Annotated in this window: 19 protein-coding genes; 12 read left to right on the plus strand and 7 right to left on the minus strand. The window is 40.4% G+C overall.

Translation table 11 applies throughout. The annotated features are described in order from the left end of the window. Window positions 1–483 precede the first annotated feature (483 nt). The 4 genes from nrfD to AAEY93_RS19405 form a co-directional block, all read right to left on the minus strand. Entirely contained in the window at window positions 484–1,425 is a 942-nt protein-coding gene (nrfD, locus tag AAEY93_RS19390; protein WP_124014271.1) for a cytochrome c nitrite reductase subunit NrfD, read from the minus strand. Beyond that, a complete protein-coding gene (locus AAEY93_RS19395) occupies window positions 1,422–2,108 on the minus strand; it encodes a 4Fe-4S dicluster domain-containing protein (RefSeq protein ID WP_124014272.1) in 687 nt (228 codons plus the stop codon). Before AAEY93_RS19395 ends, nrfD begins: the two co-directional genes overlap by 4 nt. Window positions 2,109–2,114: 6 nt before the next feature. Beyond that, window positions 2,115–2,579: a cytochrome c3 family protein gene (locus AAEY93_RS19400; protein ID WP_101032843.1), complete on the minus strand. Its 465-nt coding sequence runs from the start codon at window positions 2,577–2,579 to the stop codon at window positions 2,115–2,117. A gap of 75 nt (window positions 2,580–2,654) precedes the next feature. Next, window positions 2,655–3,119 (minus strand): DUF2726 domain-containing protein, encoded by a 465-nt coding sequence (locus tag AAEY93_RS19405; RefSeq protein ID WP_124014273.1) that lies wholly within the window; start codon window positions 3,117–3,119, stop codon window positions 2,655–2,657. A gap of 526 nt (window positions 3,120–3,645) precedes the next feature. Here AAEY93_RS19405 and AAEY93_RS19410 point away from each other — a divergent pair. The 8 genes from AAEY93_RS19410 to AAEY93_RS19445 all read left to right on the plus strand — a co-directional run bounded on the left by AAEY93_RS19410 (window position 3,646) and on the right by AAEY93_RS19445 (window position 11,395). Beyond that, window positions 3,646–4,605, plus strand: a complete 960-nt coding sequence (locus AAEY93_RS19410; RefSeq protein ID WP_351079200.1) for a LysR family transcriptional regulator — start codon at window positions 3,646–3,648, stop codon at window positions 4,603–4,605. 1,106 nt (window positions 4,606–5,711) lie between these two features. Next, window positions 5,712–6,566 (plus strand): AzlC family ABC transporter permease, encoded by an 855-nt coding sequence (locus AAEY93_RS19415; protein WP_351079203.1) that lies wholly within the window; start codon window positions 5,712–5,714, stop codon window positions 6,564–6,566. Then, window positions 6,563–6,865, plus strand: a complete 303-nt coding sequence (locus AAEY93_RS19420; RefSeq protein ID WP_101032841.1) for an AzlD domain-containing protein — start codon at window positions 6,563–6,565, stop codon at window positions 6,863–6,865. The genes AAEY93_RS19415 and AAEY93_RS19420 overlap by 4 nt, the downstream gene beginning before the upstream one ends. A gap of 89 nt (window positions 6,866–6,954) precedes the next feature. Further along, window positions 6,955–8,394: a UDP-N-acetylmuramate:L-alanyl-gamma-D-glutamyl-meso-diaminopimelate ligase gene (gene mpl / locus AAEY93_RS19425; protein ID WP_351079206.1), complete on the plus strand. Its 1,440-nt coding sequence runs from the start codon at window positions 6,955–6,957 to the stop codon at window positions 8,392–8,394. 26 nt (window positions 8,395–8,420) lie between these two features. Beyond that, the gene (locus tag AAEY93_RS19430) at window positions 8,421–9,083 is read left to right on the plus strand and encodes a flavin prenyltransferase UbiX (RefSeq protein ID WP_351079208.1); all 663 of its coding nucleotides are present in this window, start codon (window positions 8,421–8,423) and stop codon (window positions 9,081–9,083) included. Window positions 9,084–9,090: 7 nt separating this feature from the next. Beyond that, window positions 9,091–9,621: a hypoxanthine phosphoribosyltransferase gene (gene hpt, locus AAEY93_RS19435; RefSeq protein ID WP_101032838.1), complete on the plus strand. Its 531-nt coding sequence runs from the start codon at window positions 9,091–9,093 to the stop codon at window positions 9,619–9,621. A gap of 68 nt (window positions 9,622–9,689) precedes the next feature. Beyond that, complete coding sequence (locus AAEY93_RS19440; protein WP_351079212.1) at window positions 9,690–10,625, plus strand: ABC transporter ATP-binding protein; 936 nt, start codon at window positions 9,690–9,692, stop codon at window positions 10,623–10,625. Next, complete coding sequence (locus AAEY93_RS19445) at window positions 10,625–11,395, plus strand: ABC transporter permease (protein WP_124014277.1); 771 nt, start codon at window positions 10,625–10,627, stop codon at window positions 11,393–11,395. Before AAEY93_RS19440 ends, AAEY93_RS19445 begins: the two co-directional genes overlap by 1 nt. A 114-nt stretch (window positions 11,396–11,509) precedes the next feature. Here AAEY93_RS19445 and AAEY93_RS19450 read toward each other — a convergent pair whose 3' ends face one another. After that, window positions 11,510–12,502, minus strand: a complete 993-nt coding sequence (locus AAEY93_RS19450) for an integron integrase (protein ID WP_351079215.1) — start codon at window positions 12,500–12,502, stop codon at window positions 11,510–11,512. A 305-nt stretch (window positions 12,503–12,807) separates the two neighbouring features. On the opposite strand from AAEY93_RS19450, the gene AAEY93_RS19455 reads away from it, so the two are divergent. The 3 genes from AAEY93_RS19455 (at window position 12,808) to AAEY93_RS19465 (ending at window position 15,360) form a co-directional block, all read left to right on the plus strand. Then, window positions 12,808–13,359, plus strand: a complete 552-nt coding sequence (locus AAEY93_RS19455; protein WP_351079218.1) for a hypothetical protein — start codon at window positions 12,808–12,810, stop codon at window positions 13,357–13,359. 101 nt (window positions 13,360–13,460) lie between these two features. Continuing rightward, window positions 13,461–14,741: a hypothetical protein gene (locus AAEY93_RS19460; RefSeq protein WP_351079221.1), complete on the plus strand. Its 1,281-nt coding sequence runs from the start codon at window positions 13,461–13,463 to the stop codon at window positions 14,739–14,741. A 115-nt stretch (window positions 14,742–14,856) separates the two neighbouring features. Beyond that, window positions 14,857–15,360, plus strand: a complete 504-nt coding sequence (locus AAEY93_RS19465) for a CC0125/CC1285 family lipoprotein (RefSeq protein WP_351079224.1) — start codon at window positions 14,857–14,859, stop codon at window positions 15,358–15,360. A 267-nt stretch (window positions 15,361–15,627) separates the two neighbouring features. On the opposite strand, the gene AAEY93_RS19470 is transcribed toward AAEY93_RS19465, so the two are convergent. Both AAEY93_RS19470 and AAEY93_RS19475 read right to left on the minus strand, forming a co-directional pair. Next, the gene (locus AAEY93_RS19470) at window positions 15,628–16,701 is read right to left on the minus strand and encodes an IS91 family transposase (protein WP_351079227.1); all 1,074 of its coding nucleotides are present in this window, start codon (window positions 16,699–16,701) and stop codon (window positions 15,628–15,630) included. Further along, window positions 16,698–17,588, minus strand: a complete 891-nt coding sequence (locus tag AAEY93_RS19475; protein WP_351079230.1) for a tyrosine-type recombinase/integrase — start codon at window positions 17,586–17,588, stop codon at window positions 16,698–16,700. Before AAEY93_RS19475 ends, AAEY93_RS19470 begins: the two co-directional genes overlap by 4 nt. Before the next feature lie 519 nt (window positions 17,589–18,107). Here AAEY93_RS19475 and AAEY93_RS19480 point away from each other — a divergent pair. Next, the gene (locus AAEY93_RS19480; RefSeq protein WP_351079233.1) at window positions 18,108–18,827 is read left to right on the plus strand and encodes a hypothetical protein; all 720 of its coding nucleotides are present in this window, start codon (window positions 18,108–18,110) and stop codon (window positions 18,825–18,827) included. The last annotated feature ends 382 nt before the right edge of the window (window positions 18,828–19,209 follow it).

Raw genomic sequence — 19,209 nt, forward strand, 5'->3', positions numbered from 1 at the left:
CTGTTTCTGATGGGTATTAATCCTGTTACGGTGACAGAGCTTTATCAATTGAATTAATGTTAGTTGTTTAAACAACGATTTCTGATGGGTATTAATCCTGTTACGGTGACAGAGCTTTATCAATTGAATTAATGTCAGTTATTTAAACAACGGTTTCTGATGGGTATTAATCCTGTTACGGTGACAGAGCTTTATCAATTGAATTAATGTCAGTTATTTAAACAACTGTTTCTGATGGGTATTAATCCTGTTACGGTGACAGAGCTTTATCAATTGAATTAATGTTAGTTGTTTAAACAACGGTTTCTGATGGGTATTAATCCTGTTACGGTGACAGAGCTTTATCAATTGAATTAATGTTAGTTGTTTAAACAACTGTTTCTGATGGGGATTAAACCTGTTATCAGCTAATGACAAGGTGAGTGATTCATTCTGTTACGGTGACAGTCCGCTTGTTAATGCGTGCCATCACCGTTTATGAGGCTAATTTACCACCATTTGACCAGTATAAAGCACAAAGTTACGTAACAGTATTACACCTAATAAGCTCAGACAGGCGGTTCCGGCAACATAGGAATACTTGCGCTTTGAAGTGGCAGTCATAAATAAATTCATCGCTAATGGTGCCGACAATCCTAATCCCATAATACCGAACCAAAATACCAATCCCCAAAAGCCTTCACCGATAGCATTAAATGCTGCTACCTTGCTTTGACCACCACTGAAGACTAAACCTAAAAAGAAGGTAAATATAAGTAACATCTCGCCTAATATCAGTGGGATCTCTACTTTATGGATAAATCGCACTTCCTGACCATTAGGACTACCTTTAAGTAACACACCACCCAGTAGCGATGCTGCAGCACCTGAAGACAAGCCCGAAACTAAAAACAGCAGGGGTAACACAGGGGTATTCCACATAGGGAAGTGAGGTTGAGCCGATAATAGAAATCCGGTATAGGCCCCTAATGACACAGAGAATATGACCAGTAAACCGGTGATACCTGCTTCATAACGGGCTAGCATACTCGTTAGTTTACCGACAATGGGTAAACGGGTTTTGCAAAAATCATCAATAGGTTGTCGGAATGTTATTGCAATCCAAGCATACATAAACACTTGATAAAGCATTAAGATCAACACCCCCATAGACATCACTGAGGTGGGATTATAAAACACCAGAATTTTCCAAAAATCCCAAGGTTTGGTTAAATCTAATACCAAGATCCCCAAGCCTGCTAAGACGGCAATCGCTGCAACAATACACGCTGCTTGGACAAATCCAGACTGATAAGCTTTTTCTTTAAGGCAAACATGTTTTAGCAACACCGCAAAGAACATTGCACCTGCGGATGCCCCAGCTAAAAACAGGTATATGGCAATGGGCCAATGCCAGACCAAGGTGTCAAAATGGAAAGCACTCATAATATAATCTCCCCTTGCTTCGCTTTGATACGAAAGAGTTTAGGTCGGGTGCCTAAATCTAGTTTAGAGCGCTGAGTCGGATTTGCCTTCAATAGCGCAACCAGTTCAGACTCGGGATCTTTAAGATTGCCAAACACCAGTGCTTTTGTAGGGCATGCTTCTACACATGCTGGCTGTTTACCCTGTTTGAGATTGGTTTCACGGCAGAAGTCACATTTGTCCGCTGCTTTGGTCACTGGGTTAATAAATCGCACTTCATAAGGACAGGCTGCAATACAGTATTGGCAACCAACACATCTATCGGCGTTGACCGAGACAATACCGGTTTCTTTATCGATAAAGGCGGCACCCGTCGGGCAGACGTTAACGCAAGGCGCATCTTCGCAATGCTGGCAAGAATGTCGAGTAAAATGATAAAACTGATTAGGGTATTCTCCAAACGGGCCCAATCTTTCGATGCTTAGCCGCGTAACGCCCTCGGGTACATGATTAACTTCTCTACAGGCTTCCACACAAGCATTACAGCCAATGCATTTGGTCTCGTCGTGAAGCATGGCGTATTTTGTATTGTTTGTTCCTACGGCCGTTTCGGCATTGGCCTGGTTGCTACTGAGCGGATATACCGACACGCCGGCAACCAATGCGCAGGTGCTTTTAAGGAAATGTCTTCTTGAATTTTCCATGATTAGTTACCTCTGCACCGTGTGGCAGTTGCGGCACACATTACTGCGATCTTTTACACTTAACCCCATCATAGGGTCAGATTTAGGATGCAATTTATGGCAAGATGTACAGCTCGTTTTTTGTGCGTGTACGTTATGAGTCCACTCTGCTTTGGCTAATTTTTTAACGGTATGGCATTTAAGACATACGCCATTTTTAGCGTCAATTGTGATGTCGTTTTCCGAAGAGAACACCATCAAATCATTAGGCTTCCTAGGGTGATTGCCTTTTTCACCATGGCATGAACTGCAGCTCATTTTTAGCCGGTCTTGGGCATGATTGCCTTGCATTGAGCCATTGCGTTTATGGCATTTCATGCATGAGTCATTATTAATTTGCTCAGTAGAGTCCGCGCTATTTGCTTCATGACTGATAAGTGTAAGCGACAATAAGCCTACATATAACATCAGTAGCCAGTAATTCCGGGACATAATCAGCCCTCTTTACAATAATTGATTAATACAAAATATCGGGTGAAAACAGTTTGTTATCACCCGACAGGGTCTTCATACCGGTAGGGATTGCTTTAGCATTTGCATGTCGTAAGGTTTGCCTCGAACGATTTCAACTAACTTAATGTTGAATTTTTCGAACAAACTTTTTGCGTTAGCATCATCTTGCTCACTGAAATCAGAGATAACTAATTTCACTTCTGACGAGTCATGGTCAATCACAACATAATCGAATCGCGCATGATTTTCGGCTGCGGTTTGGGCATCCATTTCAAACACGGTATCGATTGGAACGTTGCAACAAACGTCATATTTTCCTCCCACCATTGTTTTTAGTGATTTTAAAAAGTCAAAGCTTTGAGTATCAAAAAGCATTTTCTTAAACTTAATTGCGTGATCCTCTGTATCAGGTTTAAAGAACTTTATACAAGTCATAATGAAAACAACCAATATAAAAGGAACTGCGATAAACAGCACAGAGTATATAAACGCATAACTTAAAAAGACTGAAGTAATCATATAAGCCTCCAAAAAAATCAGTTTTTAATTTATTGTTTTATGAATCATCAATACGTCATTGATGTACGATTAATACTATCCTTATGTTTAATTAATTAATTGATCGTAATCAATTAAATGAGGTGATTTTAATTTATTTGATTGTAGTTATGATCTGGCTCTTATTGCTTTTATTGGTATTATTAATTAATAGGTTATTGTTTTTGATTAATCAAATTAAGTAATGGCATTTGTCATTTAGTTTTAATTAAAGATAGTGAAAATAATAAGTGATAAATTAATAAACTAAAATGTGTAAATGCAACTTATCAAAATCTATTTTGTTAAATCGGATATTTCAGTTCCTGAAATCAACGTCCGCAGCTAATGTATCGTTTGTTCAAATTTAATATATGATAAATGATATTTAAAATAACTCAAATTTAATGATCTGGAATAAGTAATAGGTGGAAAATTAAGATAATGTTATGAATTATTAGGGGAAAGGTAGAATATTAGGCTATATAACTCAAAAGGAGCGTTTCAGATGAGACAGATTGACTTAGATAAATTAGATTTATTAACATTGACTATATTAGTGAGCCTTTATGAAAATAAGTCCGCCACTCATGTTTCTAGGATTTTGGATGTGCCAGCTTCAAAAATAAGTCGTTGTTTACAAACGGCAAGATCTATTTTTGGTGATGAACTCTTTATAAGAAGAAAATATGGATTAGTCCCCAATGATTTTGCCGGCAAAATTTATCCGATTGCAAAAGAAATTGTTGATTGCTCAAAGAATTTTAATCGGATGAATAGTTCAGAATCGTCACATAGTCGATACTTTGAATTGGTTATGCCTGGAATGATTGCTTATGCCTATCCACGAGCATTAATGCAAGAGATTAAAGGTCATCATAAAGACATTCATATCAATGTGAGTAACTGGAATAGTCATTCCCTAGAGAACGTTGCGAATGATCCTAACAGTATTGTTACATTTTGCTGCAAAAACCCAGAAGAGATCCTTTGTTTCAACCAAAATTTGCAGATTGAAATACTTGCGACATTTACCCAATTATACTTAATAAGTTGTAAAAACCATCCCATTTTAAAACAAGAAATCAACTTAGAAAGCATTGCTTCATATCCTTATATCAATACCTTTATCGGGATCCAACCAGCAACACTTAACCCATTTCAGGAGTATTGTCGGATTAAGGATTTGCCTCTTCAGAACGAAATGACCATTACTGGCGTATCTTCTTTATTTGATTATCTTTCAGATTGTAAGTCACTGGCTTTGACACCCTATAAAGCGGTTTACGATATGCTAGATGAGGACTCTGGTTTACATGCTTGTCAGTTATCTGAATGTGAAGTAAATCGTATTTTTGAAGTTGCAGAACCATTAAAGCTAGTCTTAGTGACTCATCCTAATGCAGAAAATGAAGATGCTACGTGGTTAAAACAGCAGATCCGCGAGTTAACCCATGAGCTTGTTTGAAAAATAAAGCCTACGCAGTTGTTGTTTACGCTATAAATGCATTATCGATATATGTTTCGATGTGAGCCTGCATATTTCATTTTTGTCTTACTATTATCTTTTTTCTGACTATTATCTGTTGGCCATTTGAATCGTTAATCGCTATTGAATAATGATTTATTTTGCTGTAGGAAGCTATTTAAAATATAGCATTAACTTAAATTTTCGAATGAATTTGAGTGAATGATTTTAGCTTAAATCTTTAAAAATTAACTCCCGAGTATTTTTTATATTCTATTTTTTGATTTACAAATTCATTTTCAATATGCATATTAATTACATCTTATGTAATATTTTTGCATGCATTTTATTTACTTGTTCTATAGCCATTATTGCTGGCATTTTTGTTAATGATGATAATGCTATAAATGTATAATGTGGTATTTGTCGTTATCGATAATAAATATGTAAATTACATATTTATTATACTGCAATTTAGAAATGTAAAATATTTGCGGTAATCTTGGTGATACTATCGATATTTGATAAATGTAAATGGTAAATATAAAAATCTAGATATTATTTTTAAGGTATGCAATACAAAGGAATAAGAGGTTAATCGTTTTATCACAAATGCTATTAAAGCTTAAGCTAATATAGTTAAGTTGGCATTATCCTTTAGTTACTCGTTAAATCCAAATTCAGATAATATTACCAATCATCGATAAGGCTGGTTTATTGGTGATTTTATGTATATAGATCTTATTGCAGTAACTATTTGATTATAATTAATTATTTGTTTTTCTTATCGTTAACACTTGTTGTTAAAAATGAATACATGTGTCACCGCATGGAGTATTGCGACACTTAGCATCAATAACCCTAAACTGACCCACAAAACGCTAGGTTTAGGATCAATGAATAGCGGGCCACATCGATATGTTTATCGAGCAATTGATAACAGCAAAATGCTTTATTGATTAACCGATATCGTCGTAACATACCTGATCAGTTTTCAAGCGCTTTATAGACATATTTACGCTAAGCTAATTTTCTTGTCTCCCATTGTTATGTACTGGGGAAAATCACGATATGAGTCAATGGCTATAAGTAAATAAGGATATGACGTGGGCACAGCTGAGTTAACTTCGATTACACCAACCAAAAGCCGTTCTTTTCTAAAAGGAGCATTAGCGGTGATGCCGCTTACAATAGCCGTGGTCCCTTGGGGCATTCTAGCGGGTTCATTTGCGCTCGAAGTTGGCCTCACTCCTGTTGAAAGCCAAGCGATGTCGGCCATTATCTTCGCCGGCAGTGCCCAATTGGTCGCCCTTGGGATGATAAAAGCCGGTATTGGTATCGGCAGTATTTTGATCACCACCTTACTTATTACCTCTCGGCATTTACTGTATGCCATGGCCATGCGCACTCATATTAGCCCGTTACCGCTTAAATGGCGTTTAGGCCTGGGCTTCTTGCTCACCGACGAACTGTTTGCTATAGCCAATCAAGCTCATAAAGGTGATACGCCAGCGCAACATCAGTTTGATCGCTGGTATGCTTTAGGCGGTGGCTTAACCTTTTATATCGGGTGGAATATTGCCACTTTGCTCGGCATTGTCGCAGGCCAGTCTATCGACAATTTAGATGCGCTGGGGCTCGACTTTGCCATCGCAGCCACCTTTATCGCCATTGTGGTGCCAACAGTTAACAAGCCCTCTATTTTGGTGTGCGTATTAGTGTCGCTTACCTTAGCGGTGGTGTGCGCGGTATTTACCATTCAAGCAGGGCTCCTTATTGCGGCAATATCGGGCATGGCAGCAGGCATGACTTATGCCAAACTCACTAACGAGGGTAATTCGGGTAGTGCCGTTTCAAATAGCGCTCATTCGGGGTCGTCTCAATCGGCCGCAGCTCATTCAGTTACTGCTGATCCGGCCGCAGAAAGCTCAGTTACAGTAAACAAGGATGAAAACCTATGACTTGGCTGATTATTTTAGCAATGGCTGTGGTGGTATTTACCAGCAGGCATTTATTACTTGAGCCTAAACTGCCCATTCGCTTAGGTAAAAACACCTTAACGTTTTTAAGTTATTCAGCCCCTGCGGTACTGACCGCCATACTCGCGCCGATTGTGTTTGTGCCAGAAGGCCAACTGGCTATTAGTGTGCACAATCCTTATTTAACCTGTGCGCTGGTGGCGACAGTGCTGGCTTACGTGACCCGCAACACCTTGCTAACGACAGTACTCAGTATGGGATTGTTTTTTATTTTGTATTAGCCCCAAATAGATGGCAAATTGTTAACTGACATTCTGCAGCGCAATAGATTAGAATAACCGCCATATTACGGATCAATTAGAGTTGAGTCATGCACGTACACATTTTAGGGATTTGTGGCACTTTTATGGGCGGTTTAGCCCTGCTTGCCCGCGCAATGGGCCACAAAGTGACGGGTAGCGATGCCAATGTTTATCCGCCGATGAGCACCCAGCTTGAACAGCAAGGTATCGAGCTAATTCAAGGCTTTGATCCTGCGCAATTAGGCAAAGAAGGCGACAATCAACCAGACCTAGTGGTTATTGGTAATGCCATGAGCCGGGGCAATCCTTGTGTTGAAGCCGTATTAAATCGCGGCATAAAATACACTTCCGGACCGCAGTTTTTGTCTGAACATATTTTGCCAGAACGTTGGGTTTTGGCTGTATCTGGTACCCACGGTAAAACCTCTACTTCAAGCATGCTCGCGTGGATCCTTGAATATTGCGGTTATCAACCCGGTTTTCTAATTGGTGGCGTGCCGCAAAACTTTGGCGTATCAGCTCGTTTAGGTCATTCGCCATTTTTTGTGGTTGAAGCCGATGAATACGACAGCGCCTTTTTTGACAAACGCTCTAAGTTTGTTCATTACCATCCACGTACGCTAGTGATCAATAATCTTGAATTTGATCATGCCGACATTTTTGCCGATCTCGCGGCTATCCAGCGCCAATTCAATCATGTTATTCGAACGGTACCTGGCGAAGGCAAGGTGATTTGGCCTAGCGATGTTGAAGCGGTACAACAAGTGATTGATATGGGCTGTTGGAGCGAACAAGAAATTTATTCTAAAGCCGCAACCATAGCCACGGATGTCGCCCATCATCCCGTCACGCCTTCAGCGAGCCAAGGTGAACCGAGTGCTTGGCAGTCGCGTACTATTGCCGACGATGGCCATGAGTTTGAGGTGCTGTTAAATGGCACATCGCAGGGGATATTAAACTGGGCTTTGATAGGTCAACACAATATTGAAAACGCCATTATGGCGATAGCGGCAGCACGCCATGTGGGCGTAGTACCAAACCATGCCATTGAAGCGCTAACACAATTTAGTCCACCAAAGCGTCGTTTAGAGCTATTAGCAACAGTCAATGGTGTGTCGGTGTATGACGATTTTGCTCATCATCCCACGGCCATAGCCACCACACTTCAAGGGTTACGAGCCAAAGTAGCTAGCAGTAACAATGCTAATGGTAAAATTATTGTGGTGCTAGAGCCGCGCTCAAACACCATGAAAAGCGGCGTACATAAAGACACCTTAGCCAATTCGATGGCATTAGCCGATGTGGGCTATTTATATCAAGCAGACAATATTGATTGGGACATAAACGCCAGTATGGCCAATGCGCCCATCCCGGTAACTGTGTGTCACAACATTGAAGACATTATTGCCTCGGTAGCTAATACCGCAAGCGATGGCGATACAGTGGTGATCATGAGTAATGGGGGCTTTAACGGTATCCACCAACAAATTATTAAGGCGTTAGCGTAACCGCTATCACCAACAGAGGGGACAACATGGCCTACGCCAAAAAAGCCAAAGCAATCAGCCTCGCCTGGACCGGAGCGTCTGGCGCACCTTATGGCATTAAGCTGCTGGAATGTTTGCTAGCGGCCGATTACCAAGTCTTTTTAATGATATCCAGTGCGGCGCGTGTGGTGCTCGCCACCGAACACGGTTTGCAACTCAGCGCCAATCCTGACAAAGCCAAAGCGCAGTTATTACAACAGTTAGCAAACTCTGATGAACCACCCAAAGGCGAGTTAGTGGTATTAGGCAAGGATGAATGGTTTTCGCCGCCAGCATCGGGTAGCGCTGCACCGAAACAAATGGTAATTTGCCCGTGTTCAACCGGCACATTAGCGGCCGTGGCGACCGGAATGAGTAATCATTTGCTCGAAAGAGCAGCAGACGTAGTATTAAAAGAGCGCGGCCAATTGATATTAGTGCCACGAGAAACTCCCTTTAGTGCCATACACTTAGAGCATATGTTAAGCCTAACGCGTAACGGTGCGACCATCATGCCAGCGGCGCCAGGCTTTTATCATAATCCCAAATCAGTACAAGATCTGGTAAACTTCATGGTTTCCCGAATACTTGACCATTTGGGTATTGACCACGACTTAACGAGTCGCTGGGGATACGGACATACTCAGCTACATGACGACATCGACAATTGAGAGATTTATGAAGCACACAATTGAAATGATGATTTCTGAAGCAGAAATCAATAAAACCCTAGACCAGTTAGCTGAACGTATTAATGCCCATTACGCCAACAGTGAACGCTTATTAATGGTTGGCTTATTAAAAGGTTCAGTCGTGTTTATGGCCGATTTGTGTCGCCGGATCAAAGGCCATGTCGAAATCGATTTTATGGCAGTATCAAGTTACGGCAATACCATGAGCAGCTCTCGCGATGTGAAAGTACTTAAAGATGTGCAGTCAGACATCGCCGGTCGTGATGTATTGATTGTTGAAGACTTAATCGACTCCGGTAACACGTTAAATAAAGTGCGCGAAATGTTGTTATTACGTGAGCCTAAAAGCTTAGCATTATGTACCTTAATCGATAAACCTGAACGTCGCGAAGTTGACGTGCTAGTCGATTTTATTGGCATTACCATCCCTGACGAATTTATTGTGGGATACGGTATCGACTACGCAGAGCAATATCGCAACCTGCCTTATATCGCAAAAGTGGTACCGTTAGATTAATACGGTATTCTTTGCCAGACTCCCGCACAGGCGGGATTTTTTGTTTTCATCGAGTAGAGGATTTCAACATGGCCGATAACGCCAATGCTTTAGTAATTGATAACCTTAAAAAAATCTATAAAGGCGGTGTCGAAGCCGTTAAATCAATCAGTTTGACGGTAAAGCAAGGCGACTTTTTTGCTCTGCTTGGCCCCAATGGTGCAGGTAAATCTACCACCATTGGCATCATCAGTTCGTTAGTACAAAAAACAGCGGGCTCGGTGTCGGTATTTGGTTTTGATATAGATAAGCAACTCGAACATGCCAAGTTATGTATTGGTTTAGTACCGCAAGAATTCAACTTTAATCAGTTCGAAACAGTGCAACAAATAGTCGTTAACCAAGCGGGTTACTACGGGGTGCCAAAAGAGGTTGCCTTAGTGCGTGCTGAAAAGTACCTAAGCCAATTGGATTTATGGCATAAACGCCACGCGCAAGCACGTGAGCTATCCGGTGGAATGAAACGCCGTTTAATGATTGCCCGTGCCTTAATGCATGAACCTAAATTGTTGATTTTAGATGAACCTACCGCCGGAGTAGACATTGAATTACGTCGCTCAATGTGGGACTTTTTAAAGCTAATCAATCAACAAGGCGTGACCATTATTTTAACCACTCACTACCTTGAAGAAGCCGAAATGCTCTGCCGCACCATAGGTATTATCGATAATGGTTTACTGGTTGAGTGTACGACCATGAAGGCATTGCTGAGTAAGCTTGATGTTGAAACTTTTATTTTCGATTTACGAAAGCATCTCAACGCCGCGCCGCAGTTAACCAACATGACTTGCCGTTTAACGGATGACCACACATTAGAAGTCGACGTGGCTAAATCGAACAACATTAATGAGTTATTTACCCAGTTGACCGCAGCCAATATTGAAGTACTGTCGATGCGCAACAAAGCCAACCGCTTAGAAGAATTGTTTGTTGAGCGGGTAGAGAAAGCCAAGGAGTCAAAATAATGAACCACCTGTATTTTGTGGCTTTTAAAAGTATTTTAACCAAAGAAATTAATCGCTTTACCCGTATTTGGATCCAAACGCTAGTACCGCCAGCGATTACCATGACGTTATATTTTTTAATTTTTGGTAACTTAGTCGGTAGCCGCATCGGTGAAATGGGCGGCGTGAGCTATATGGAGTTTATCGCCCCTGGTTTAATCATGATGTCGGTGATCACCAGCTCATACTCTAATGTGGCCTCATCGTTTTACAGCGCCAAGTTTCAACGTAACATTGAAGAAATCATGGTGGCACCCGTACCCCATTATGTGATGATAGCCGGTTACGTTGGTGGCGGTGTCGCCCGCGGTTTGTGCGTTGGCTTAATTGTTACCGTGGTGGCGATGTTGTTTGTTGATATCTCCTTGCATCACGTTAGCTTGGTTATTTTAACCATGTTTTTAACCTCAGTGTTATTCTCACTTGGTGGCTTAATTAATGCGGTGTTTGCCAAAAGCTTTGATGATATCAGTATTATTCCGACATTTATTCTTACGCCACTCACCTATTTAGGTGGGGTATTTTACTCGTTATCGTTATTGCCACCTTTTTGGCAAGGTGTGTCGGGCTTAAACCCTGTGGTGTATATGATCAACGTATTCCGCTACGGATTTTTAGGTTTTGCTGATCTCAGCGTACCGTTATCCATCGCCATTATGCTGGGCTTTTGTGTCAGCTTATGGACACTGGCTTACTACTTAATATCGCGCGGTATTGGGTTGCGTAGCTAATACGTAACAAGCAGAAAATGAATTAGAAAGGACTCGCAAGAGTCCTTTTTTGTGGGTGTAATTTAGAAAATATTTACCTTGTAGACTTATTCACAGGCGGGCTAATTATCACTTTTAACTGTAATCCATTGGGCTTTGTACACCTGTTTGGTGTAAACCTGCAACATGGGTATAGATTTGGGTTGTTTTTACATCATTATGGCCGAGTAATTCCTGCACGGTTCTTATATCGTGACCACGCCTCAGTAAGTTTGTTGCAAAAGAATGCCTAAAAGTATGAGCGGTAATGCGTTTAGTGATCGTCGTTTTCTGAACTGCTTTTTTTAATGCCTTTCTAAATGTTGTTGGGTCAATATGATGTCTGCATATGTAGCCATTAACAGGATGCGACACGCAGTGAACCGAAGGGAAAAGGTATTGCCAATGTAATTGTTTGGCGCTTGTTCCAAACTTTTTGAGTAAGCTAGGAGGTAATGAAGCCATCCCTAATCCCTGAGACAAATCGTGAGCATGAGTCTCTCGCACGTGGCACATCTGATGCTGTATGGGATCAATGGTCATTTTAGGTAAAATACAAACTCTATCTTTTTTACCTTTACCTCTAAATACAAAAAGTGTTCGATTTTCAAAATCGATATCCTTAAGTCTAATACTTAAAGCTTCAGTTAATCTTAACCCTGCGCCATATAATAAACAGCCAATCAGTTGGTATTTACCGTGTAAATGGTCGATGACCTGTTTGGCCTCTGCATCATTTAAAACCTGCGGAATTCGAGTTGGTGCTTTTGCATACGGGAACTGCAAATTGTCGGTATCGATGGCTAGTACATGTTTAAACGCAAAAACAAGGGCGCAAAGGGCTTGCTGTTGTGTACTGCTGGAAACACGCCGTTCGTTTGCTAAAAAACATAAAAACTGTTCAATATGTGTAGGTAAAATATGTTTTGCAGCAGTAAACTTAAAATATTTTATAAAATAACGGTTCCAATAAAGGTATGATTTTTCAGTTTGGTAACTGTAATGCCTCACTCGAATTTGTTGTCGAATTGCTTCTATATATCCTGCTCCCGCCATAACGTCCCCCTTTATGTTATCTGTACTGTACATCCATACAGTTATAATGGGTTTTGAATGAATTGCAATAAAACGTGTACAAAAAACAATCTAAAGTGCTAAAGATGAATCAATAGATAAAACCTAATCTATTGATATTAGGTGATTAATTTTTTTAGTATTTAATTCCGACACTTTTAACGCGCAATCGAAGTTTTATATCGGAGGTTAAGAGTCATTAAATTGCTTTACATCAATGAGATAGAAAATGTAGGATGATATAAATCAATAACTTAAACGGTCGGCTTTATCGGTCGAGCCGTTCAATAAGCTGTTATATTTCACAAGGAGTCAAATAATTGGATTGGGCAGATGTTTTTAAAGTCGTCACCGCCTCCGTCGCTTCAATTGGCGTTGCGGGTGGGCTGATCTTTGCTCTATCTAGCTGGCTAGGGAAGGTTTGGGCTCGGCGGATACTTGATCGGGAGAAGAACGAGCTCGACCGGGAGTTGGAAGCCAAAAAGCGTGAGTTCGATATTCTAAAAGATACCTATCTGCGCACCCACAACGACAAGTTAGTTATCTATCGGGCAGTTATAGATAGCGTGGCAAAATTGCTTGCAGCATTTGATGCTCATCAGTCCGGTAGACTTCAGCCTCCCCAGGCGGCTGAAGCGTTCGACTCGTTTAATCAGCAACGTCTACAAGTATACGGTTACCTAGGGATGCTTGCTCCTCAGCCTGTGATGGATGCACAGGACAAGCTTATAGACCAACTCTTAAAGATTTCTGGCGGAAGTGCTTCTTACGATTGGGACGAAATTCGACAGTTGGCCATCGCCTTTATCAATGAAGTCCGTATTGATGTCGGTATCGATAAGAACCCGATCTCATACAATGGCGATCTCTAAATATAACAAGACGCTGTTGTCGGACAATTTTTCCACCGCTTTGCGGCTCCAAAATTGCCGCAAAGCTTTGCGTTACATTGCTATCAATAAATGGAGTTCAGATGTCTCAATGGGATGACAAGTTCAAAAGTCATGCAGTACATACAAGTCTAGATAATTTGCAAGAACGATTGACGGATGAAAGTTTAAAAACTGATGACTTATCTATCATTGAGCACCTAGATAGAATTCATCAATTAAAGAGTTATGCACTTGTTTGTTTTGAAAGTGTCATACCTGCTCTTGTTAATCAAGGACACCTAAATAATACTAATAGTTATATTCAAAGTATTATTTCAGAACTCAATAACTATATTTCTAGCAAAAACATCGCGTATTTAAATAACCTTTCTAGTCATGTCGATAATGCAATGTCGCAGTTAATCGTTTTGCCTATGCAGTCGCCTGCTATAACAAAACAATCTTTTACTAAGTCATTATTAGAGTTTAAATCGCTAACGGAACAAACTCTAAGACAAATTAAAGACGCAAAAGAAGAGTTAGAAAATTCAGTAACCGACATTTCAAATGATGCGGCAGAGCAAAAGCTTTCATTAGAAAACCTTGTCGCTGAAGTAAATCAGTACAGCGAAAACATAGAAACTTCACTTGAAGAGTTCAATAGTAAATTCGATGGCTTTGAAACTGGATTTAACAATCAACTCGAACAAAAAATTTCAGATGTAGAAGAGAAGTATGAGTCATATACAGAACAATTCGATTCAAATTTAAATACAAAACTAGAAGATAATAAAGAAGAAATTGAAGAGCTATTAGAAACCCAGAAAGATTCATTTTCAAATCAAGTTGATGCACAAAAAAATGAAGCACAAGCAATAATAGACATTTTAGAACAAAAGAAGTCAGAAGCCTCAGATCTATTACAGATTATCGGTAATATTGGTATTACAGGTAACTATAAAAACATTGCGAATCAAGAAAAAGATAGTGCCGATAATTGGAGACGAATTGCTTTAGGATTAATGATAACAATGGTTGCTGTTATAGGCATCACGATCTTTATCTCAGCAGCCAACGGTTTTGATTGGAAATTAGCCATTTTTAGAATTGGTGCTGCATTAATTCTTGCTATTCCAGCTGCTTACGCAGCAAAAGAGTCGGCTAAGCACAGACAGCTTGAGAACCATAATAGACGTTCTGAATTAGAGTTAGCTTCATTAGACCCATATCTAGAAAAATTACCCGAAGATACTCGAAATAAAGTAAAAGAAGAGTTAACTAAAAAATTCTTTGGTTTAAATTCGCAAGAGCCGAAAGTAGAAGAACCTGTTTCAAGTTTGGCTATTCTAGACTTATTAAAAACGGCACTTTCTAAAAAGTAAGCAATGTAACAAGTTACTCAAACGGACGCTAAACAGTTGGCTAGCTTCGTTCCTCGGAATTTTAGCCAACAATTTATCGCCGCTTAGTAAGGCGTTATGTGCCAAAAGGATTCCAATGAAATTTCTGCCTCTTTTACTATTATTACCCTTGGTTCTATTATCAGGGTGCTCTACGTCATATCAAAGTAACGGTTTTTCCGGTGGTTACTCCGAAACACAATTAGATGATAATGTGTTTAAAGTATCTTTTCGTGGTAACGGTTATACGCGTAGAGAGCGCGTTTCAGATTTCACGCTTCTTCGAAGTGCTCAACTGGCGGTAGAGAACGGATACAAATACTTTCTAGTTGTTGACTCTAATAGCTATACATCAAATAGTACTTACACAACACCAACTACATCTAATACAACAGCAAGTGCCTATAGCACAGGAAATTACGCATATGGCAATGCTACAACTACTACAACTGGTGGGCAAACGTATAATATCTCCAAACCTAGTTCATCAAATACTATTGTATGTTTCAAAGAAAAGCCGAAAAATGGTTTTAGTTATAATGCAGAAATTATATTCAAAAATATCACTAAAAAATATGGTATCGAACACTCTGCAAATTAGGCACATAACTAATAAGGATAGGCCGCGCGAAGCCGCGTCCTTATCCCAAGTGTTGAACAAGCCCGAACACCTGAGAGTGACTCTTTATTATGTAAATAACAGCTCGAGAAAACGCGCTGTTTGATGTGATAGTTATCGTGCTAATTTTCTGTAGTCAGCAAGCTACCTTAGCCTCTCGGCTAATTGTTTTAACGCTATATTTTCAGTATCTTAAATTATCTCTCTTCATCGTATTCATTAAGCCATTATCCTTATTATTTTCCAGCGTTAGGTTATGAGCCGTAAGTTTGTCGGTCGTTTCACTATGCCCATAAAACGCATTGGTTGCTGACAGCAGGGGCAACTGCGCGTTGCTAACCTGCGCTTTATCTCGGGAATGATTGGAAACATTGCCCCTGCAACTGCTAGCATAAGCTGTATTTGTTGCCTGAGCTTTTTGGCATTGCCTCTGAGCAATCCATAGTCTCTTACTCGTCTTAATCCCTTCGGCAATACGTGTTGCAGTATTAACCAGAGAAATTCTGTGGCGGGTAGAGTACGGACTTTCTTCGATTTGTTTTGGCTGTCTTCATACTCGAAACCCACTTGACCCTCGACATGACTGACGATGCTTTTGTCGGGCAGTACACCACGATAAAGATAGCGTGATAGATACTGCAACGCAGGCAAGCCTTTGCCCACATGCTGGCAGTCTACCACCCACTTTTTGGGCAGTGAGGTTGGCAGTGTGAGATTTAGTTTTGCCAAATACTCCAGCAAGCGCGCACGCCAGACGTTGGCGAGATTAAAGGCGTTAAACAGGTATTTACCCTTGTTCTTTTTCCAGTGCTTTTGGGTTTTGTTAAAACTGCCCGCTGGAATAATAAAGTGAATGTGCGGATGTAAATCCCGTCGCCGGCTGTGGGTATGCAGTACGCCGGTAAAACCAATATCACCAGCAAGCTTAGGTGAGTTAAGCGCAAAGTCTTTGAGCACACTGGCAGCGACGGAGAATATGGCTGGATAGAGCGCTTCTGGGTGATATTTAGCAACAACACGCAGTTCATATGGCAAAGTAAATGTCACCATAAAGTAATCGACAGGCAACAGTTTAGCCTGTTGCTTAGCTAACCAATCTGCCGTGGTGTTGTACTGACATTGAGGGCAACTGCGATGACCACATGACAGCGGAAGGTCAGCGGTATGCGAGCACTCCTGACAAGCCCAGTGGCTGGCTCTTTGGGTGTTAGAGCGGCAGCTGAGCATGGCATTAATGGCTTGGCGCATTGATGGGGTGATGTTGCCATCATAAGCTCGATTAAACGCATCAAGATGGTCACGTAAAATATCGATAAACTTCATATGTCACACTCCCACTTTAACACCAAACTATTGGTGAGCTGGTTAACCGACAAGGCTGTATTTTTTCTCGTAATCGTCGTGAGGCGGGTGTAACGGGCTGTGGTGTTAAGGCTGTTGTGACCGAGTAAATGCTGTACTGAGCGTAAATCGAGACCTTGTTCGAGCAGATGAGTGGCATAGCTGTGGCGTAAATTATGTGGGCTAATGGATTTGTGAATGTTGCAGTCGCTAATCACTTTTTTCATCGCCTTTTGAATGCCACCACGGTCCATTAGTGAGTCAGGTTTACCGTCTTTACCAGGAAATAAAAGCTGAGGATGACGATGAGTTTGCCAGTAATATCGCAGCGCTAACAATGTGCGCTGTGGTAAGGGTATTAGCCTATCCTTGCCACCTTTGGCATCACGGATATGCACCTGCATCAGAGCTGAATCAATATCGCCAACCTGTAATGAAATCGCTTCACCGAGGCGCAATCCCATACTGTACAAGGTTAAAAAGCACACTTGATATCGCAGCTTATGGGTGAGACTAATGACGATAGATACTTCGGCAGGGGTCAAAATATCGGGTAAGCGTTTGACCTGTGGTGGCTTAACAATACTCAGCCACTCCCAGTGTTGGTTAAGGACATACCGGTAGAAAAACTGTAATCCATTACGGTCGAGTTTTACGGTACTCCAGGAGTGAGAGGCAATTAAATCAGCAAAGTAGCGTTTTAAATCATTGGTTGAAAGGTTGTCAGGACAGCAGTCAAAATAAGCACTAATACGCCTAACTGCACGGCTATAAGCATCGATGGTGGCGGGTCGCTTGCCTTGGAGCGTTAAATTGGTAAGATGTTGTTGATAAAGACAATCAAAGCGTTGTTGTTCGTGATCGTTCATAGTAATACTCCTAGATAGCTGCCAAGGTAGGCAGGGTCTAGTAAGTATTTATGATGGGGCTAAAGATGTGTTTTTATCTTTTCTGCCGCCGAGCGGCTTCGTTCAACAAGAACTTAAAGAGGGACAAAATAAAGTTGGCTGTTTTGTTCACTCCGTTCACCTATTTTAGCCAACTCTATTTTGCCCCTTAAGTGGGCGTTGAACTAAGCCGCTGCGCGGAGCCAAATGAGGCTTCAATTGAGTTCATAATCCTCATTGAAACCGTTAGGCTTAAAGATGTAAGATAGAAAAATAAAATGAAAAGGAATTTCAATGAAAAACTTACCTGCTACTCAATATCAACAGTCCAAAACTGCTCTGTATCCCATAGCCAGCATCAAAAAAAGCAAATTCCTATAGCATGAAGCATGCCAATTAATTTTGACTAGGCATCGGCCAAGTCCAACAAGCGATTTATGCCTTGCAAACAGCGCAACGCATAAATACTAAAACGTTATATTTTTCAGGAGTCAGTAATACATGATCGATGCAATTTGCTATAAAGATATCGTAGAATCAGTAAATAAAGATCTTAAATCTCTACCTATAAAGATGAAATTTTTTGATTCTGTTGACCCTGTAACATCTAATGCAATGCAAGAAATCAATAGTAAAATCAAAAAACATACACTCGTTGCTATTCTCTTTTGCAATCCAAATACTGACTTTTGTAAAAAAGAGATTCTTGCTTCACTAAGCTATTTACATCATCGTTCAAAAGAACATATTAATATTTTTTGCTGTGGTTATGGTGCATATTGGCCAGAGCATAAGTACCCTGATTTAAATGTTGTAACTAGCATTAGTGGTACAGATTGGTGTTATAGCGATAACTCTTTTGTAGAAGCTATTGAAGCTTTTGAAAACACAACAAAGTGGAAATATAGCGGTGAGAATGAACTATTACTGCTAGATGCAAGTCCATCATCAGATGTTAGTAATCTAAATATAAACAATGCGATTGTTTGTAACCTAGAGCGAATGAAATCAGATAAAGCATTTAGTTCAGTGCGTTCATTACTTGAAGATGTTATCCGTTATGCATCAAGTACAAGTGCAACTGATGCATGGGAATTTAGTGACAAAAAAGGAGGAGAGTTGGCAGTAGATCTTTTGAAAAATACAATGCTAAGTTTTCTACCGAAGCAATTCCAAACATCATATAAAAAAGCAGAGAGTTACGCAGTAAAAAAAATATAACAAGGCATTTAAACGGAATTAAAACAGTTGGTTACGTTCGTACCTCACATTATAACCAACAATTTTAATCCGCTTAATGCGGCGTTGAACTAAGCCGCTGCGCGGAGCCAAATGAGGCTTCAATTGAGTTCATAATCCTCATTGAAACCGTTAGGCTTAAAGATGTAAGATAGAAAAATAAAATGAAAAGGAATTTCAATGAAAAACTTACCTGCTACTCAATATCAACAGTCCAAAACTGCTCTGTATCCCATAGCCAGCATCAAAAAAAGCAAATTCCTATAGCATGAAGCATGCCAATTAATTTTGACTAGGCATCGGCCAAGTCCAACAAGCGATTTATGCCTTGCAAACAGCGCAACGCATAAATACTAAAACGTTA

The organism is Shewanella sp. CAL98-MNA-CIBAN-0140, assembly GCF_040309905.1.
Classification (GTDB): domain Bacteria; phylum Pseudomonadota; class Gammaproteobacteria; order Enterobacterales; family Shewanellaceae; genus Shewanella; species Shewanella psychromarinicola.

What these genes read in the sequence shown, in the direction of transcription:
- nrfD (WP_124014271.1), bottom strand. Translation starts at nt 1,425, where the DNA reads ATGAGTGCTTTCCATTTTGACACCTTGGTCTGGCATTGGCCCATTGCC.
- AAEY93_RS19420 (WP_101032841.1), top strand. Translation starts at nt 6,563, where the DNA reads ATGACTTGGCTGATTATTTTAGCAATGGCTGTGGTGGTATTTACCAGC.
- hpt (WP_101032838.1), top strand. Translation starts at nt 9,091, where the DNA reads ATGAAGCACACAATTGAAATGATGATTTCTGAAGCAGAAATCAATAAA.
- AAEY93_RS19480 (WP_351079233.1), top strand. Translation starts at nt 18,108, where the DNA reads ATGATCGATGCAATTTGCTATAAAGATATCGTAGAATCAGTAAATAAA.
- AAEY93_RS19460 (WP_351079221.1), top strand. Translation starts at nt 13,461, where the DNA reads ATGTCTCAATGGGATGACAAGTTCAAAAGTCATGCAGTACATACAAGT.
- mpl (WP_351079206.1), top strand. Translation starts at nt 6,955, where the DNA reads ATGCACGTACACATTTTAGGGATTTGTGGCACTTTTATGGGCGGTTTA.
- AAEY93_RS19410 (WP_351079200.1), top strand. Translation starts at nt 3,646, where the DNA reads ATGAGACAGATTGACTTAGATAAATTAGATTTATTAACATTGACTATA.
- AAEY93_RS19430 (WP_351079208.1), top strand. Translation starts at nt 8,421, where the DNA reads ATGGCCTACGCCAAAAAAGCCAAAGCAATCAGCCTCGCCTGGACCGGA.
- AAEY93_RS19395 (WP_124014272.1), bottom strand. Translation starts at nt 2,108, where the DNA reads ATGGAAAATTCAAGAAGACATTTCCTTAAAAGCACCTGCGCATTGGTT.
- AAEY93_RS19465 (WP_351079224.1), top strand. Translation starts at nt 14,857, where the DNA reads ATGAAATTTCTGCCTCTTTTACTATTATTACCCTTGGTTCTATTATCA.
- AAEY93_RS19440 (WP_351079212.1), top strand. Translation starts at nt 9,690, where the DNA reads ATGGCCGATAACGCCAATGCTTTAGTAATTGATAACCTTAAAAAAATC.
- AAEY93_RS19450 (WP_351079215.1), bottom strand. Translation starts at nt 12,502, where the DNA reads ATGTACAGTACAGATAACATAAAGGGGGACGTTATGGCGGGAGCAGGA.
- AAEY93_RS19405 (WP_124014273.1), bottom strand. Translation starts at nt 3,119, where the DNA reads ATGATTACTTCAGTCTTTTTAAGTTATGCGTTTATATACTCTGTGCTG.
- AAEY93_RS19400 (WP_101032843.1), bottom strand. Translation starts at nt 2,579, where the DNA reads ATGTCCCGGAATTACTGGCTACTGATGTTATATGTAGGCTTATTGTCG.
- AAEY93_RS19445 (WP_124014277.1), top strand. Translation starts at nt 10,625, where the DNA reads ATGAACCACCTGTATTTTGTGGCTTTTAAAAGTATTTTAACCAAAGAA.
- AAEY93_RS19470 (WP_351079227.1), bottom strand. Translation starts at nt 16,701, where the DNA reads ATGAAGTTTATCGATATTTTACGTGACCATCTTGATGCGTTTAATCGA.
- AAEY93_RS19475 (WP_351079230.1), bottom strand. Translation starts at nt 17,588, where the DNA reads ATGAACGATCACGAACAACAACGCTTTGATTGTCTTTATCAACAACAT.